General features: G+C 69.3%; 13 protein-coding genes. 7 read left to right on the top strand and 6 right to left on the bottom strand.

All coding sequences use genetic code 11. From position 1 onward, the window contains the following. The first annotated feature begins 19 nt into the window (after positions 1–19). Positions 20–3,064, top strand: a complete 3,045-nt coding sequence (locus tag OG966_RS08155) for an NPCBM/NEW2 domain-containing protein (RefSeq protein WP_326648773.1) — start codon at positions 20–22, stop codon at positions 3,062–3,064. A 66-nt stretch (positions 3,065–3,130) separates the two neighbouring features. Here the strand turns inward: OG966_RS08155 and OG966_RS08150 are convergent, their stop codons facing one another. Beyond that, complete coding sequence (locus tag OG966_RS08150) at positions 3,131–3,631, bottom strand: hypothetical protein (RefSeq protein ID WP_326648772.1); 501 nt, start codon at positions 3,629–3,631, stop codon at positions 3,131–3,133. A gap of 24 nt (positions 3,632–3,655) precedes the next feature. Continuing rightward, entirely contained in the window at positions 3,656–5,431 is a 1,776-nt protein-coding gene (locus tag OG966_RS08145; RefSeq protein ID WP_326648771.1) for a S8 family peptidase, read from the bottom strand. A gap of 282 nt (positions 5,432–5,713) precedes the next feature. On the opposite strand from OG966_RS08145, the gene OG966_RS08140 reads away from it, so the two are divergent. Continuing rightward, entirely contained in the window at positions 5,714–6,127 is a 414-nt protein-coding gene (locus tag OG966_RS08140; RefSeq protein ID WP_326648770.1) for a hypothetical protein, read from the top strand. A gap of 93 nt (positions 6,128–6,220) precedes the next feature. Here OG966_RS08140 and OG966_RS08135 read toward each other — a convergent pair whose 3' ends face one another. Continuing rightward, entirely contained in the window at positions 6,221–7,237 is a 1,017-nt protein-coding gene (locus OG966_RS08135) for a PAC2 family protein (RefSeq protein WP_326648769.1), read from the bottom strand. A 263-nt stretch (positions 7,238–7,500) separates the two neighbouring features. Here OG966_RS08135 and OG966_RS08130 point away from each other — a divergent pair, with 263 nt between their 5' ends. The 5 genes from OG966_RS08130 to OG966_RS08110 are packed head-to-tail and all read left to right on the top strand — an operon-like array spanning position 7,501 to position 13,205. Beyond that, positions 7,501–8,859: an enolase C-terminal domain-like protein gene (locus tag OG966_RS08130; RefSeq protein WP_326648768.1), complete on the top strand. Its 1,359-nt coding sequence runs from the start codon at positions 7,501–7,503 to the stop codon at positions 8,857–8,859. Continuing rightward, on the top strand, positions 8,817–9,593 hold the full coding sequence (locus tag OG966_RS08125) for an SDR family NAD(P)-dependent oxidoreductase (RefSeq protein ID WP_326648767.1): 777 nt from the start codon (positions 8,817–8,819) through the stop codon (positions 9,591–9,593). The genes OG966_RS08130 and OG966_RS08125 overlap by 43 nt, the downstream gene beginning before the upstream one ends. A gap of 35 nt (positions 9,594–9,628) precedes the next feature. Continuing rightward, positions 9,629–10,666, top strand: coding sequence for a sugar ABC transporter substrate-binding protein (locus OG966_RS08120; RefSeq protein WP_326648766.1), 1,038 nt, complete (start codon positions 9,629–9,631; stop codon positions 10,664–10,666). A gap of 2 nt (positions 10,667–10,668) precedes the next feature. After that, entirely contained in the window at positions 10,669–12,180 is a 1,512-nt protein-coding gene (locus OG966_RS08115) for a sugar ABC transporter ATP-binding protein (RefSeq protein WP_326648765.1), read from the top strand. After that, positions 12,177–13,205 carry an ABC transporter permease gene (locus OG966_RS08110; protein WP_326648764.1) on the top strand — a complete coding sequence of 343 codons (1,029 nt, stop codon included), beginning with the start codon at positions 12,177–12,179 and terminating at the stop codon, positions 13,203–13,205. The genes OG966_RS08115 and OG966_RS08110 overlap by 4 nt, the downstream gene beginning before the upstream one ends. Before the next feature lie 114 nt (positions 13,206–13,319). On the opposite strand, the gene OG966_RS08105 is transcribed toward OG966_RS08110, so the two are convergent. The 3 genes from OG966_RS08105 to glpK form a co-directional block, all read right to left on the bottom strand. After that, a complete protein-coding gene (locus tag OG966_RS08105) occupies positions 13,320–13,991 on the bottom strand; it encodes a FadR/GntR family transcriptional regulator (RefSeq protein ID WP_326648763.1) in 672 nt (223 codons plus the stop codon). 227 nt (positions 13,992–14,218) lie between these two features. Continuing rightward, a complete protein-coding gene (locus OG966_RS08100) occupies positions 14,219–15,829 on the bottom strand; it encodes a glycerol-3-phosphate dehydrogenase/oxidase (protein WP_326648762.1) in 1,611 nt (536 codons plus the stop codon). A gap of 6 nt (positions 15,830–15,835) precedes the next feature. Next, the gene (glpK, locus tag OG966_RS08095) at positions 15,836–17,371 is read right to left on the bottom strand and encodes a glycerol kinase GlpK (protein WP_326648761.1); all 1,536 of its coding nucleotides are present in this window, start codon (positions 17,369–17,371) and stop codon (positions 15,836–15,838) included. Positions 17,372–17,391 lie beyond the last annotated feature (20 nt).

Genomic DNA, 17,391 nt, shown 5'->3' with positions numbered 1-17,391 from the left:
GACGCGCTACACACACGCCATGAGATCACCAACACGGTTCAGATCAGCGGTCGTTGCCGCTCTGCTCGGTCTCCTTGCCGCCTTCGTACCGACGGCCACGGGCGCGCACGCCGAACCGGCCGACACGACGGTCGGTGACATCACAGGCTTCGCTCACGACGGAGCCGTGTACCGGCTCACCGCCGGCGACGCCGCGGCCCGCGTCAGCTTCGTCTCCGCCGATACCTTCCGTATCGAACTCGCCCCGGACGGCGCCTTCACCGACCCGACCGGCAAGGACATCGTCCTGCCGCAGGGCGCGCCGCCCGCCACCCACTGGCGCGACAAGGGCGACCGCTACGAGCTGAGCACCTCCAAAGTCACCCTGCGCGCCTACAAGACGCCCCTGCGCTTCGCCCTCCACCGCGCCGACGGCACTCCGCTCTGGGCCGAGACCAAGGGGCTGACCTGGAACCGGGACAAGACCACACAGACGCTCGCCCGCGGCGCCGACGAGCAGTACTACGGCGCCGGAATGCAGAACGGCCGCGGCAACACCTCGCACCGCGGCAAGACCGTCGAGGTCGGCGTCGACTACAACTGGAACGACGGCGGACATCCCAACTCCGTCCCGTTCTATCTCTCTTCCTCCGGATACGGCGTCTATCGCAATACGTACGCCCCCAACACCTACGTCTTCGGTGATCCGGTCACCGCCACCGCCGGGGAACAGCGCTTCGACGCCTACTACTTCGCGGGACCGAGCACCAAGGACGTCATCGGCCAGTACACCCGGTTGACCGGGAAACCCTTCCTGCCACCCGTCTACGGCCTCGAAATCGGGGACGCCGACTGCTATTTGCACAACGCCAACCGCGGCGAGCGGCACACCCTCGACTCCCTCAAGGTCGCCGACGGGTACGTCCAGAACGACATGCCCAACGGGTGGATGCTCGTCAACGACGGCTACGGGTGCGGATACGAGAACCTCGCCGAGACCGCCAAGGGGCTGCAGGACCGCAAGACGCACATGGGCCTGTGGACCGAGGACGGCATCGGCAAGCTCGGCGACCAGGTCAAGGCAGGCCAGCGCGTCGCGAAACTGGACGTGGCCTGGGTCGGCGACGGATACAAGTTCGCTCTGGACGGCTGCAAGGGCTCCTACCGGGGCATCGAGGAGAACAGCGACGCCCGCGGCTTCACCTGGGCGCCGGAGAGCTGGTCCGGCGCGCAGCGCTGCGGAGTCCAGTGGTCCGGCGACCAGTCCGGGAGCTGGGAGTACATCCGCTGGCAGATCCCGACCTACGCGGGCGCGAGCATGTCCGGACTCGCCTACACCACCGGCGACGTGGACGGAATCTTCGGCGGCAGCCCCAAGACGTACACCCGTGATCTGCAGTGGAAGATGTTCCTGCCGGTCACGATGACCATGGACGGCTGGGCGGCGAGCGACAAGCAGCCCTTCCGGTACGGGGAGCCGTACACCTCGGTCAACCGCAGCTATCTCAAGCTCCATGAGTCGCTGCTGCCGTACATCTACTCCCACGCACACGAGGCGACGAAGACGGGCGTCGGGCTCGCGAGGCCGCTCGTGCTGGAGTATCCGGACGACCCGAAGGCTGCGACGGACGCGGCCAAGTACGAGTTCCTCAGCGGTGCGGACTTCCTCGTCGCGCCCGTCCACCAGGACGCCGTCGAGCGCGACGGGATCTACCTGCCGAAGGGGACCTGGATCGACTACTGGAGCGGGCGGACCTACGAAGGGCCGGTCACCGTCGACGACTACAGCGCGCCGCTGGACACGCTGCCGCTGTTCGTGAAGGCGGGGGCCGCCGTCCCGATGTGGCCGGGTATCCGCTCGTACGCCGACCGCACCGCCGCCTCCCCGCTCGCCTGGGACATCTATCCGCAGGGGAGGTCATCCTTCACGCTGTACGAGGACGACGGCGTCACGCGGCAGCACCGCACCGGCAAGTACGCCACCCAGCGCGCCGACGTCGAGGCGCCACTGCGCGGAGCGGGCGATGTGACGGTCCGGATCGGCGCGAGCAGGGGCGAGTTCACGGGCAGGCAGCCCACGCGTCCGTACAGCTTCAGCGTGCACACCGGGGACGCGCCGAGCAAGGTCGGGCTCAACGGGCGCGGGCTCCCGCGGCAGAACTCGAAGGCGGCGTACGCGAAGTCCACGCAGGGCTGGTGGTACGACCAGGACGACCGCGGCGGTGTGGTGCACATCAAGACGCCCTCGATGCGCACCGACCGTGGCTTCGGGCTGAAGCTCGAGGACACCAGCGCGGTCGGCGGCAGGACTCCTGGCGCTGCCGCGGCCGTGTCCGTCCCGGCGGGTCAGGAGCTCGGCGCCGGTTCGCCGGGCACGGTCGCCGTCGATGTCACGGCGGGCGGCCGGGACGCGACCGGCGTCCAGGTCTCGCTGGACGCGCCGGCGGGCTGGCAGATCACCCCGGCCCGGGCCGTCGACCGGATCCCGGCCGGGACGACGAAGCGCGTCGAGGTGGCCGTCGTCCCGGCCGCGGACGCCGGGCCCGGCGAGGCGACGCTGACCGCGACGGCGCGCCACCGGGCGGCGGGCGTGGACCGTACCGCCGTGCAGCGGTTCGCGGTCGGGGTGATGCCACCGCCGCCGGCCGCCGACGCCTGGGCGAGCGACCTCGTGTGGCTGAAGTCTGCGAACGGCTACGGCCCCGCGGAACGTGACCGCAGCAACGGTGAGTCGGGAGCCGCCGACGGGCGCCCTCTCACGCTGGCGGGCACGACGTACGCGAAGGGGATCGGCAGCCACGCCGACTCCGATATCGAGATCTACCTCGGCGGCCGCTGCACGGCGCTCACGGCGGACGCCGGCATCGACGACGAGATCAACGGCTATGGGGAGGTGGCTTTCTCGGTCGAGGCGGACGGGAAGGTGTTGTGGACCTCGCCCAGGGTGACCGGGTCCTCGGCGACCGTGCCCGTCAATGTCGCTCTGGACGGCGCACGCCATGTGCGGCTGAAGGTCACCGACACCAACGGGTCGAAGACCGGCGACCACGGGGACTGGGCCGCCGCGCGTTTCAACTGCGCCTGAAGCCACGGGAACAGATACGGGCGCCGGGTGGGCCGCTGCCCACCCGGCGCCCTCTGCGCCGACGTGTTACTTGTTCACCACGATCGCCACGAGCGTGCCGGCGTTGTTGGTGTCCCAGAACCCGATGACCTGCTGCCCGAAGGCGAACGCCTCCTGGACCTCGTCATGGGTGATCTGGTTGGGGTTCACCAGCTGACGCCAGGCGCCCTGGATGAACAGGAACAGGATGACCGGCTGCCCGGGCAGGGGCGTCACGACGTCCCAGAAGTGCTCGGCCACACCACTGGTGATGGCCTGGCTGTCGATCGCGCTCGGCAGGATCAGCGGCTGGCCCTGCTGCTGGCCCTGCTGCTGGCCCTGCTGACCGAGCTGCTGGAGCAGCTGCTGGTAGGGCTGCTGCTGGCCGAGCTGCTGCAGTTGCTGGAGCGGCTGCTGGCTCTGCTGACCCTGCGGGGGCGGAGAGGTGCTTGCGCCCTGCATCCGGCCGAACGGCTGCTGCTGGGCGTACTGCTGCTGGCCGTACTGCTGACTCATGGAGCTGGGGTTCATCTGCGGGGTGGTGCTCATGCGATGTTCACCTTCCCTTTCGATTCATCCGGCGACGACCAGGCCCACGACCTCGTCGTCCGAGTACCAGACGCGTACGTCCGGCCGGCCCCCCGCGAAGGCGGCATGTACCGCCTGGCGGACTTCTGGGGCGGGGTGGTTGAGGTTGCGCCACGCGCCGGCCACGAACAGCCTCAGGCGCGGCGGAAGTTCACGGGGGTACGGCATCAGTTCGTCCCAGTACCGCTCCGCCTGTCCCGAGCCGACCGACGACGGCACCAGCTGGGTGACCGCCGCCTTGATGTCGGGGCGGTTGCCGATCCGCTGCGAGGCGGGGCGGCCCGGAGCGTCCTGCTGCGGCGAACCGGTCCTGCGCAGCGCCTCACGGGCCTCCTCCGGGCCCATCGGCGCAAGGTGCGCGGCCTTGAGGATGCCCTGCAGCGACGCCAGGGCGCCGGCCACCACCGGCGAGGCCGAGGAGGTGCCGGAGAAGGTGTCCGTGTACCAGGCGATCTCCTCCGCGCCGCCCTGCAGGTCACCCGCCCGGTCCCAGAAGCCGCCGGTCGTGGTGACCTCGCGGCCCCAGCCCTGGGCGTCCAGCCGCGCGCCGTAGTTGGAGAACGCAAGCCGCGAGCGGTCGGGACCGTGATCGCGGCCGTGCGTCCCGGGCGGGGGAGCGCCCGCGCCGACGAGGACCGCACCGGAGGGCTGGTTCGACGGGTTGAAGGGGTTGCGCCACCACTCGGGGAACGCGTCCGGCCTGCGCTCGTACACCGCGTCGTCCAGGCTCTCGCCGCCGTTGCCGGCCGCCTCCACGACCAGGACGCCCTTCGACGTCGCCCAGCGGATCGCGGCGAAGTCGTCCGGCCACCACTCCACCGCGATGTAACCGCGCTGGTCGTCGCGGACCTCGAAGTCGAACCGTGGTCCTGGCCGGTGGAGTTCGATCAGGAGGAGGTCGCCGTGGCTGAGCCGCTCGGCCGCGGCGTGGATGGCCGCGGCGGAGCCGATGCCCTGGAACGACGCCGCCGCGGTCACCGCTTCGGGCGCGATACCGGTGATCCCCTTCTCGTCGCGGTCACCGCCGATGACGCCGAGGACCGCCGTGCCGTGGTTGCGCCATGCGATGTCCTGGACCGGGTTGCCGACGACAATGCCGGCGAGCTTCTCCGCCAGGTCCTCGTGGCCCAGCTGCCAGGCTCCTTCGACATCGACGACGGTGACGTGCTGTCCCGAGCCGCCTGGCCGCTGCCACGCCCAGTACGCGTCCACGCCTTCGGGCGCGGGTGCCAAGTAGCCCTGGCGCCCGGTGAAGTCGGGTGTCGCGGGTGCGCCTTCCTTGAGCCGCTTGGCCTCTTCGGGCTGGGCTTTCGCCGGGGCGCCGTGGGGTGCGGTCCGAGCGGGTACGGCGCCGGGCTTGAGGTACGCCGTCTCGATCTCGGGGAGGGCCGCCAGCCTGGCGGTGAGCTCCTCGGTCCGGTCCCCGCCGCCCCGTACACGGTAGAAGAGCGAGAGGTCCGGCAGCGTGCCCCGGCCGCCGCCGGCCGGTCCCTCCGGCTGCGGAGGCAGAGCGGACCGGGTCCGTTCCTCACTGCCGAACACCGGTTCCAGCGCGAGCTGTTCGTCGCTCAGGAACATGTTCAGTGCGGAGATGTCCGCCCCGGAGGCCGACCGTACGCCTTGAGTGTCGGCGCGCAGCCGGGCCTCGGCCCGTGCGACGACGATCAGCTCCGGCTCGGCTCCTTGATAGGTGAATCCAGCTCCGTCGGGTCCAGGGCCCGTAGTTCCAGGGCCCTGACCTGGGAGTTTCTGATCGGTCATCGCTATGACCGCTCCCTTCGGGTGCCGTGCTCCTTGTCGTTCGTGGACTGTGCCTCGGCCGTGCTGGTCTGTGCTCGGTCTGCGTGGTGGCCACCCTGCTCCCTCCGCCACAGCCCGTCCACCCTGCTTACGCGAAATACGTTTTAAATCAAGCTGAATGGGAACCCCGTGCAATTCGGCTGGAAGAAGATGTCACGCCACAATTCGGCCAAACACTGTGGAGGGGCCTGCCGTGTGCTGAGGTGAAAGGGGCTGTAGAACCTTTGCCGCAAGGACCGTTCGATGCACCGTTCCTTTGCACGTCGAAGAGTTCTCGGAGCGGCCGCGGCCGTGGCGGGCGCGGCACTCCTTGCCCCATGGGAAGGGGCGGCCCGGGCGGCCGAATCAACAGGTACGCGCCGGCCCGCCCATTTCCTGCTGCCGAACGGATTCCAGCCCGAAGGGATCACCATCGGAGCGAGTCCGTATGCCCGTTTCGGGTCGCCGGCCACCGGCGATATCTACCGGGCGAGCCTGGCCAACGGCCGGGGAAGCGTCATCAGCCACGGTCTCGGAGCGGACCACCCCGCAGTCGGACTCAAAATCGACCGGAGCGAGCGGCTGTTGTTCGTCTGCGGCGGTGTGAGCCGGGAGATCTTCGATGTGGAGCCGACACCCAGCACGTCCTACGACGCGGTCGCGGTGGACCAGGTCTGAGCACCTCAGGACGTACGTACCTCACGAGATACGAGCCAGACGCATGAGCGGGGCGGCGCCCACCGGCGCCGCCCCGCTCATCGTTCAGGTGTCTCAGTCCTCCGGGGAATCCTCCTCGTCGCCGGTTTCCCCTTCGGCGCCCGCTTCGGGCCCGGTCCCGGCTTCGGTCTCCGGCTCCGCACGTGGTGGCATCGGCGGCCGGGTGCGCCCGCTGGAGGTTTCGCGCAGATACGAACTGGCCTCGCCCCCGTCGGTCGCATGCCCGGGACCCCCGTCGCGCCGCCGCAGATACCGCTCGAACTCGCGGGCGATGGCCTCGCCGGTCGCCTCGGGAAGCTCCGCGGTGTCCCGCGCCTCCTCCAGTGTCTGGACGTACTCCGCCACTTCGCTGTCCTCGGCGGCCAGTTGATCCACGCCGAGCTGCCAGGCCCGCGCGTCCTCGGGCAGTTCGCCGAGCGGGATGCGCAGGCCGATGAGGTCCTCGAGACGATTGAGCAGCGCCAGCGTCGCCTTGGGGTTGGGAGGCTGCGACACATAGTGCGGCACCGCGGCCCACAGACTCACCGCCGGCACACCCGCATGCGTGCACGCCTCCTGGAGAATGCCGACGATGCCGGTCGGCCCCTCGTACCTGGTCTCCTCCAGATCCATGGTTCTGGCCAGATCCGGGTCCGAGGTGATCCCGCTGACCGGCACCGGCCGGGTGTGCGGCGTGTCGCCGAGCAGCGCGCCCAGGATCACCACCATCTCGACGCCCAGCTCATGGGCGAAGCCCAGGATCTCGTTGCAGAACGAGCGCCAGCGCATGGATGGCTCGATGCCGCGGACCAGCACCAGGTCCCGCGGTTTCTCGCCGCCGATGCGGACCACGGAGAGCCGGGTTGTCGGCCAAGTGATCTTCCGTACCCCGCCGTCCAGCCACACCGTGGGCCGGTTGACCTGGAAGTCGTAGTAGTCCTCGGCGTCCAGCGCCGCGAACACCTCGCCCTTCCATTCCCGGTCCAGGTGTGCGACCGCGGTGGAGGCGGCGTCGCCGGCGTCGTTCCAGCCCTCGAACGCGGCCACCATGACCGGGTCGATCAGCTCGGGTACCCCCTCGAGCTCGATCACCCAGTGCCTCCTTCCGAAGTTCCCGTTCGTACGCCCCAACCTTACGGCTTACGAGGCACCTCGCCGCAGCCCCCATGCACGGCCGGGTGAACTTCCGCTCGATAGGGCACGCGTCGGAGAACCAGGGCACCTCGCAGTCGATTCATCCGAGCTGTGTCTGATTAATTTCGTCACCGTCCTGGACGTTGTCGCGCGGACGGCGCTATACATCGGATGACAAGAGGTCCGATGTTCTCCGATGTTCGTCTCACGGGGGTGCGTGCATGAGTCAGACCGTCACGGAGTTCGAGGTCCACGACATCCGCTTTCCCACCTCGGAACAACTCGACGGCTCGGACGCCATGAACCCGGATCCCGATTACTCAGCCGCCTATGTGGTGATGCGCGCGACCGACGGGGCCGAGGGGCACGGCTTCGTCTTCACCATCGGGCGTGGCAACGATGTCACCGCCGCGGCCATCGAAGCACTGCGTCCCTATGTGGTCGGCCGCCCGGCGCCCCGTACCGCGGCCGACCTCGCCGCGCTCCACTACGACCTGACCCATGACTCCCAGTTGCGCTGGCTCGGCCCGGAGAAGGGAGTGATGCACATGGCGGCCGGCGCGGTCGTCAACGCGGCCTGGGACCTGGCGGCGAAGCGCGCGGGGCAGCCGGTCTGGGAGTTCCTTGCCTCGATGTCGTCCGAGGAACTGGTCGCGCTCGTCGACTTCCGCTATCTGACGGATGCCCTCACCCGGGACGAGGCGCTGGCCATCCTGCGGGCCGCGGAACCCGGCCGGGCCGAGCGCGCCGCGAACCTGCGGGAGAGCGGCTATCCCGCGTACACCACCTCGCCCGGCTGGCTCGGGCACTCCGACGAGAAGCTGGTGAAGCTGGCCAGGGAAGCGGTCGCCGACGGCTTCGGCCAGATCAAACTGAAGGTCGGCGCGGACCTCGACGACGACGTACGGCGGTTGAAGCTGGCCCGCGCCGCGGTCGGCCCTTCCGTACGCATCGCCGTGGACGCCAATCAGCGCTGGGACGTTGCCGATGCCGTGCGCTGGATGACGGCACTCGCCCCGTACGAACCGCACTGGATCGAGGAGCCGACCAGCCCCGACGACATCCTCGGACATGCCGCCGTCCGCGCCGGCCAGCCGGTCAAGGTCGCCACCGGCGAGCATGCCGCCAACCGCGTCATCTTCAAGCAGCTGCTCCAGGCCGGGGCCGTCGACTTCGTCCAGATCGACGCCGCGCGTGTCGCCGGTGTCAACGAGAACATCGCGATCCTGCTGCTCGCCGCCAAGTACGGCGTCCCCGTCTGCCCGCACGCGGGCGGGGTAGGACTGTGCGAGCTCGTCCAGCATCTGGCCATGTTCGACTACGTCGCCGTCTCCGGCAGCTGGGAGGACCGGGTCATCGAGTACGTCGACCACCTCCACGAGCACTTCGCCGACCCCGCCGTGATCGCCTCCGGACGCTATGTCGCGCCGCGCGCACCGGGCTTCTCCGCCCGCATGCTCCCCGAGTCGATCGCCGCCCACCGCTACCCGCAGGGGCCCGTCTGGCAGGCCCGCCGCACCACCGAGGAGGTCAACTCATGGCGGGGACAAGAGACTTCGAGGGACTGTACGCGCTGGTGACCGGCGGCGCTTCGGGTATCGGTGCCGCCGTCGCGGCACTGCTGCTCAGCCGGGGCGCCCAGGTCGCCGTACTCGACCGCGAGACGGCCGGAGCGCCCGACGGCGTCCTCGCCCTCCAGGCCGATGTCACCGACGACGCCGCGGTCCGCGCGGCCGTCGACGGGGCCGTGGCGGAGTTCGGCGCCCTGCACACCGTCGTCTCCAATGCCGGTATCGGCGCCATCGGCACGGTCACCGACAATCCCGACGAGGAGTGGCGGCGCGTCCTCGACATCAATGTGCTCGGCATGGTGCGGGTCGCCCGCCACACCCTGCCGTATCTGCGCCACACCGCCGCGGACCGCCCCGGCCATGTCTCCATCACCCAGACCTGCTCCATCGCCGCCACCGCCGGGCTGCCCGGGCGCGCCCTGTACAGCGCCAGCAAGGGCGCGGTGCTCTCGCTCACCCTCGCCATGGCCGCCGACCATGTCCGCGAAGGCATCCGCGTCAACTGCGTCAACCCCGGCACTGCCGACACCCCGTGGATCGGCCGTCTCCTCGACCGGGCCGACGACCCCGCGGCCGAACGCGCCGCCCTCGAGGCCCGCCAGCCCACCGGACGGCTGGTCTCGGCGGATGAGGTCGCCGCCGCCATCGTCTATCTCGCCAGCCCCGCCGCGGCCGCCGTCACGGGCACGGCACTCGCGGTCGACGGCGGAATGCAGGGACTGCGCCTGCGTCCCTCGAACTGAGCGCCCAGCAGCCGACACCCACGAAGGACGGGACAATGAGAGTGCGTACGACAAGTGCCGCGGCCTGTGCAGTACTTCTGGCCGTGACGGCCCTCGCGGGCTGCAACCGTGACTCTGACAGCGGGTCCGGCGGGGGCAAGGTGGGCATCGATCTGCCGCGCAGCGACAGCGACTTCTGGAACTCCTACCAGCAGTACATACAGAAGGGCGTCAAGGACGGCGAAGTCGACGCGCTGTCCGTGACCAACTCCCAGAACGACATCGGAAAGCTGGTCGCCAACGTCCAGACCTTCACCGACCAGGGTGCCAAGGCCGTCGTCATGGCACCGCAGGACACCGGCGCCGTAGCCGAGTCGCTGCAGAGCCTTCAGGAGAAGAAGATCCAGGTCGTCAGCGTCGACACCCGGCCCGACAAGGGCAACGTCTACATGGTGGTCCGGGCCGACAACCGCGCGTACGGCGAGAAGGCCTGCAAGTACCTCGGCGAGCAGCTGAAGGGCAAGGGCAAGGTGGTGGAGTTCCAGGGCGATCTGTCCTCGATCAACGGCCGGGACCGCTCCGAGGCCTTCAAGTCCTGCATGACAAAGGACTTCCCCGGCATCAAGGTCTTCGAGCTTGCCACCGACTGGAAGGGCGATGTCGCCTCCGCCAAGCTCCAGTCCACGCTTGCCGCGCACCCCGACATCAACGGCGTCTATATGCAGGCCGGGGGCGTGTTTCTGCAGCCCACGCTGGCGCTGCTCGAGCAGAAGAAGCTGCTGAAGGCCCCCGGAACCCCGGGCCACATCACGATCATCTCCAACGACGGCATCCCGGAGGAGCTGGACGCCATCAAGGCCGGGAAGATCGACGCGACGGTCTCCCAGCCCGCCGATCTGTACGCCAAGTACGCGCTGTACTGGGCCAGGCAGGCGCTGGACGGAAAGACCCCCGAAGAGGGTCCCACCGACCACGGATCCACGATCATCAAGATCCCGAACGGGTTCGAGGACCAGCTGCCCGCGCCACTGGTGACCAAGGAGAACGTCGATGATCCGAAGCTGTGGGCCAACCAGCTGGAGACGAAGAGCTAGCCATGGAGCACCGGGCACCGGCCGCCGTACATGCGGAAGGCATCGTCAAGCGCTTCGGCCCGACCGTGGCCCTCGACGGAGTGCGCCTCACTGTCGCGCCCGGCGAGTCGCACGCGCTCGTCGGGCGCAACGGCGCGGGCAAATCCACGCTGGTCAGCGTTCTCACCGGACTGCACAGGCCGGACGCCGGCAAGGTGAGCTTCAACGGCGAGCCGGCACCTGCCTTCGGGGACATGGCGGCCTGGCAGTCCAAGGTCGCCTGCGTCTACCAGAAGTCGATGGTCGTTCCTGACCTGACCGTCGCCGAGAACCTCTTCCTGAACCGCTTCGACGCCCGCGGCCGCTTCATCAGCTGGCGGCGGCTGCGGCGGCGTGCCGAGGAGCTCCTCGCCGGATACGGGGTGAGCGTCGACCCCAGTACCCGGGCGAAGGACCTCGCGGTCGAGCAGCGCCAATTCGTGGAAATCGCCCGCGCCCTGTCCTTCGGGGCGCGGCTGATCATCCTCGACGAGCCGACCGCGCAGCTCGACGCCCGCGGTATCCAGCGGCTCTTCACCAAATTGCGGGAACTGCAGAGCCGGGGAGTGGCGTTCCTCTTCATCTCCCACCATCTGCAGGAGGTGTTCGAGCTGTGCGCCGCCGTCACCGTGTACCGCGACGCCCGCCATGTCGTCACCGCCCCTGTCGCGGAACTCTCCAAGGACGACCTGGTCACGGCCATGACGGGTGAGTCCACCGGCGGCCCGTCGGCCTGGCACGCGGCCGTCGGCCCGGTCCGGGACGAGGAGCCGGTGCTGCGCACGGAAGGCCTCACCGTGGAGGGCGAGTTCGAACCGATGGACCTGGAGGTGCGGCCCGGCGAGGTGCTGGGTCTTGCCGGGGCCGCGGCCAGCGGCAACACCGCCCTCGGCGAAACCCTGGTCGGTATGCGCAGGGCGGGAGCGGGACGGATCACCGTACGAGGCCGGGCCGTGAGGCCGGGCAGTGTCCCGCACGCGCTCGACGCCGGTATCGGCTACATCCCCGAGGACCGCCACCTCCAAGGGCTGGTCACCGGCCGCAGCGTCGCCGAGAACGCCACGCTCACCGTCACCGACCAGCTCGGCCCGTGGGGGACCGTACTGCCCTCCCGTACACGGGAATTCGCCCGGTCGATGATCTCGTCGCTCGACATCAAGACGCAGGGACCGGAGCAGCCCGTCTCCGGCCTCTCGGGCGGCAATCAGCAGAAGGTCGTGGTCGCCCGCGCCCTGGCCCGCAAGCCCAGCGTGCTGGTGGCGGTCCGGCCCACCGCGGGCGTCGATGTGAAGTCCAAGGACTCGCTGCTCTCAGTCGTACGACGGGTGGCGGACGGGGGCAGCGCGGCCGTGATCATCTCGGACGAACTGGACGATCTGAGGGTGTGTGACCGGGTGCTCGCCCTTTTCCACGGGCGGGTGGTCGCCACGTTCGGCAGCGGGTGGACCGACCGTGAACTGGTCGCCGCCATGGAAGGTGTGGGGGAGCGGGAATGACCGGGACGATACGGCCGCTCACGGCCGACGCATTCAAGACCGCGAGCCCGCGCAGCCGGCTGCGGCTGATCCGGTGGAGCGACTTCTCGCTGGTACCGGTGATCCTGGTGCTGATGGTGATCGGTTTCATCGTCTCGCCGGTCTTCCTCACCTCGAACAACCTGATCAGCGTGGTCCAGCAGTCTTCCGAGCTCAGCCTGCTGGTCCTTGGCCAGGCGCTGATCCTGATCTGCGGCCGGATGGATCTGTCGCTGGAGTCGACGATCGGCATCGCGCCGGTCATCGCCATGTGGCTGGTCCTGCCGAGGGAGGGCGGGCGGTTCGCGGGCCTGGAACTGCTGCCGGTATGGACGGCAATCCCGCTCTGTCTGCTGGTCGGTACGGCGATCGGCGCGGTCAACGGCTTTCTGATGCTGAAGCTGCGGGTCAACGGCTTCATCGCCACGCTCGGCATGCTCACCATGCTGCGTGGCCTCCACATCGGCATCACCGAGGGCAAGTCGATCACCGATGTCCCGGAGTCCTTCCGGTACTTGGGCAAGACCGACTGGCTCGGCGCGCCGGCCGCCGTGTGGATCTGTCTGGCACTCTTCGCCATCGGCGGCGCGGTGCTGGCGTATCTGCGTCACGGGCGCGCCCTGTACGCGATCGGCGGCAACCCGGAGGCGGCCCGGGCCGCCGGTGTCCGCGTCGACCGGATCACCTGGATCGTGCTGGCTGTCGGCGGCCTGCTCGCCGCCTTCGCCGGCATCCTCTACACCGGCCACTACGGATCGGTCGCGGCCACCCAGGGCAACGGCTGGATCTTCCAGGTGTTCGCCGCGGCCGTGATCGGCGGGATCAGCCTCAAGGGCGGCCGCGGCACGCTCTTCGGCGCGCTGACCGGTGTGCTGACGCTCCAGCTGGTCGTCAATGTGATGACGCTGGGCGGAGTGCCGGCGCTGTGGAACCAGTTCCTCAACGGCGCGATCATCATCGTCGCCCTGGTGATCTCCCGCTTCGCGAGCGGGGAGAAGCAGGACTAGCTGGGCGGGGGTGGGGCGTCCCCGTACGCCCTTCGGGCTTGTCCGCATTCGCCGGACGGGCAATTCAAGCCCCGCCGGCGATCGAGGCGCGGGCGTTCGGGGGCGGAGCCCCCGCTACAGCGTTGACCTCAGCCACTGCTCCACGCTCGCGATATGCACCGTCGCCCACGACTTCGCCGCCTCCGCGTCCCGGTCGCGCAGCGCCGACAGGATCGCCCGGTGCTCATGAAGCGTACGGCTGACCGCGTCCTCCTGCGTCAGCCCGCGCCAGACCCTCGCCCGGGTGGTCGGCCCGGAGAGCCCGTCCAGCAGCGAGCAGAGCACAGAGTTGCCCGCGGTCCGGACGATGCCGCGGTGGAATTCCAGGTCGGCGGCGACCAGTTCCTCGACCGAGGGCTGCGGTCCGAGCGCGTCCAGCTGGGCGCTCAGTACATCCAGTTCGCTCTCGCTGATCCGGGCGGCGGCCATCGCCGTGGCGGCCGGCTCCAGGATCCGGCGTACGGCCAGGAACTCCAGCACCGTGTCGTCCCGGTGGAAATCCACGACGAAGCTCAGCGCTTCCAGCAGCAACTGCGGGTCCAGGCTGGTCACATAGGTGCCGTCACCCTGCCGTACGTCCAGGATGCGGATCAGCGACAGCGCGCGTACCGCCTCACGCAGCGAGTTGCGGGACAGCCCCAGCTCGGCGGCGAGTTCGCTCTCCTTGGGGAGGCGGTCGCCGGGGCGCAGCGCACCCGAGACGATCATTCCCTTGATCTTCTCGATGGCCTCGTCGGTGACAGCCATGGGGCGACCTCCAGACATCCGATGTATCGGCACCCATTATGCGTCCCCGCGGGTGGTCGGAGCCTGCTTCCGCACGATCGGGGCGACCTCCTCGGAAAATCGATGGGAGCTTCCATCCGTTCCGCCCGATCGATCCCGAAACCGTCCACCGTGATCGACTGCGGATCACGTAAGGGGCGGCCTCCAAGGAGGCCGCCCCTTACCCATGCCGTACAACCGCCGTGCTGCTACGCCTTGTCGATCAGCAGCTTGTCGACCTTGCCGCGGATCTCGTCCGTCGCCAGACCGCGGATTGTCAGCGTCGTACGGCGACGCAGCACGTCGTCCGCCGTCTCGGCCCACTCGTGGTCACGCGCGTACACGACCTGCGCCCAGATCTCCGGCGCGTCCGGGTGGATGCGCTCGGCGAGCGCCGGGTTCTCGTTGGCCAGGCGCGCGATGTCGAAGGACAGCGAACCGTAGTGGGTGGCGAGGTGACGCGCAGTGTCGGCCGCCATCCGCGGGCCCGGCGTGCCGCCGTCGACGAGCAGCCGGTGGGCGACCGCGTTCGGGTTGGCTATACCGGGCAGCGGGAGCTTCTTCGGCAGATGCGCGATCGGCTCCATGTCCTCGGCCAGTGGCTGCCCGGGCAGGGCGGCCAGCTTGTTCATCACGGTACGGCCGATGTGACGGAAGGTCGTCCACTTGCCGCCGGCCACCGACAGCATGCCGCCGCGGCCCTCGGTGACGACCGTCTCGCGCTTGGCCTTCGAGGTGTCGCCGGGACCGCCCGGCAGCACCCGCAGGCCCGCGAAGGAGTACGTGATCAGATCCCGCGACAGCTGCTGGTCCCGGATGGAGAACGCCGCCTCGTCCAGGATCTGCGCGATGTCCTTCTCGTTGACCGCGACATCCGCCGGGTCGCCCTCGTACACCTCGTCCGTCGTACCGAGCAGCAGCATGTCCTCCCAGGGGAGGGCGAAGGTGATCCGGTACTTGTCGATCGGGGTCGCCAGCGCGGCCTTCCACGGCGACGTCCGCTTGAGCACCAGATGCGCGCCCTTGGAGAGACGGATGGACGGAGCCGCGTCCGGGTTCTCCATCCGGCGCAGGTGGTCCACCCACGGACCGGTGGCGTTGAGCACCAGACGGGCCGTGACACCGAACTCCGTACCGTCCAATCGGTCCTTGAGTTCCGCGCCCGTGACCCTGCCCTTGGTGAAGCGCAGCCCGGTGACCTCGGCGTGGTTGAGAACGGTGGTGCCCGACTCGACGGCCGCACGCACCGTCATCAGCGCCATCCGGGAGTCGTTCATCTGGTCGTCGCCGTACACGGCAACGGCCTTCAGGCCTTCCGTACGCAGCTCGGGAACATCGCGCTGCGCCTTGTTCGCGCTGATGACATGGCCGACGCCGTCACCGAACGCCGAGAGCGCGGAGTAGGCGAAGACGCCCGCGCCGAGCTTCGCCGCGCCGTGCGGTCCGCCCTTGTACACCGGCAGATAGAAGGTGAGCGGGTTGGCCAGGTGCGGGGCCACCTGACGGGAGACCGCACGGCGCTCGAAGTGGTTCTCCGCGACCAGCTTCACCGCGCCGGTCTGCAGATAGCGCAGACCGCCGTGGAGAAGCTTGGAGGAGGCGGAGGAGGTGGCGCCGGCGAAGTCGCCGGCGTCCACCAGGGCCACCCGCAGCCCGGACTGCGCCGCATGCCAGGCGGTGGAGATGCCCAGGATGCCGCCGCCGATCACCAGGAGGTCGTACGTCGCCTTGGAAAGCTGCTCCCGAGTCTCGGCGCGGCTCGGAAGGGAGCCGGAGGCCGGGTGCGTCCCCAGGGCAGGGACGCTCTGCAGGGTGGTCATCTCGATTTACTCCTCGTCAGCGTCGTCTTCGAGCCAGCCCATGGTCCGCTCGACGGCCTTGAGCCAGCTCTTGTACTCGCGGTCCCGTTGGTCCGCATCCATGTGGGGGGTCCACTCGGCGGCCCGGCGCCAGTTGGCGCGCAGCGCGTCGGTGTCCGGCCAGTAACCGACGGCAAGGCCGGCGGCGTATGCAGCGCCGAGGCAGGTCGTCTCGGCGACCATCGGGCGCACCACCGGTGCGTCCAGGAAGTCCGAGAGGGTCTGCATCAGCAGGTTGTTGGAGGTCATACCGCCGTCGACCTTGAGTGCGGTCAGCTCGACGCCGGAGTCCTTGGTCATGGCGTCACTGATCTCGCGGGTCTGCCAGGCCGTGGCCTCGAGCACGGCACGCGCGATGTGCGCCTTGGTGACATAGCGGGTCAGTCCGGCGATCACACCGCGGGCGTCGTCACGCCAGTACGGGGCGAAGAGGCCGGAGAAGGCCGGCACGAAGTAGGCGCCGCCGTTGTCCTCGACAGTCAGAGCGAGGGTCTCGATCTCCGCGGCAGTGCTGATCAGGCCCATCTGGTCGCGCATCCACTGCACCAGCGAACCGGTGACGGCGATGGAACCCTCCAGCGCGTACACGGGGGGCTGGTCGCCGATCCGGTAGCCGACGGTCGTCAGCAGACCGTTGTACGAGTTGACGGGCTCGCTGCCGGTGTTCATCAGCATGAACGTGCCCGTGCCGTACGTCGACTTGGCCTCGCCCTCGGCGAAACAGGTCTGGCCGAACAGGGCCGCCTGCTGGTCACCGAGCGCGGACGCGACCGGCACACCGGCGAGCGCGCCGCCCTTGGCGGTCCCGTAGACCTCGGCGGACGAGCGGATCTCCGGCAGCACCGCGGCCGGCACCTCCATCGACTGGAGGATCTTCTCGTCCCAGTCGAGGGTGTGAAGATTCATCAGCATGGTGCGCGAGGCGTTGGTGACGTCGGTGACGTGCACGCCGCCGTCGACGCCGCCGGTCAGGTTCCAGATGACCCAGGAATCCATGGTGCCGAAGAGGATCTCGCCGCGCTCGGCGCGCTCGCGCAGGCCCTCGACGTTGTCCAGCAGCCAGCGGATCTTCGGGCCGGCGAAGTACGAGGCCAGGGGCAGGCCCGTCTCGCGGCGGAAGCGGTCCTGGCCGACGTTCCGGCCGAGCTCCTTGCAGAGAGCGTCGGTACGGGTGTCCTGCCAGACCAGCGCGTTGTGCACCGGCTCACCGGTGTTCTTGTCCCAGAGGACCGTGGTCTCACGCTGGTTGGTGATGCCGATGGCCTTGACGTCGGCGGAGGTGATGCCCGCCTTCGCGATGGCGCTGTCGACGACCTCCTGGACATTGGTCCAGATCTCGGCGGCGTTGTGCTCCACCCAGCCCGGCTTCGGGAAGATCTGCTCGTGCTCCTTCTGGTCGACGGAGACGATCCGGCCGTCGGTGTCGAAGACGATGCAGCGGCTGGAGGTGGTGCCCTGGTCGATGGCCGCGATGAACGGGCCGGTGGTGTGTGCGTCGGTCACGGAGTGCTCCTGCGAGGTCA

Origin of the sequence: Streptomyces sp. NBC_01750, assembly GCF_035918095.1 — a bacterium.
Taxonomy (GTDB): Bacteria; Actinomycetota; Actinomycetes; order Streptomycetales; family Streptomycetaceae; genus Streptomyces.
The sequence above is the reverse complement of the archived record's forward strand: the minus strand, read 5'-3'. Positions and strand labels throughout refer to the sequence as shown.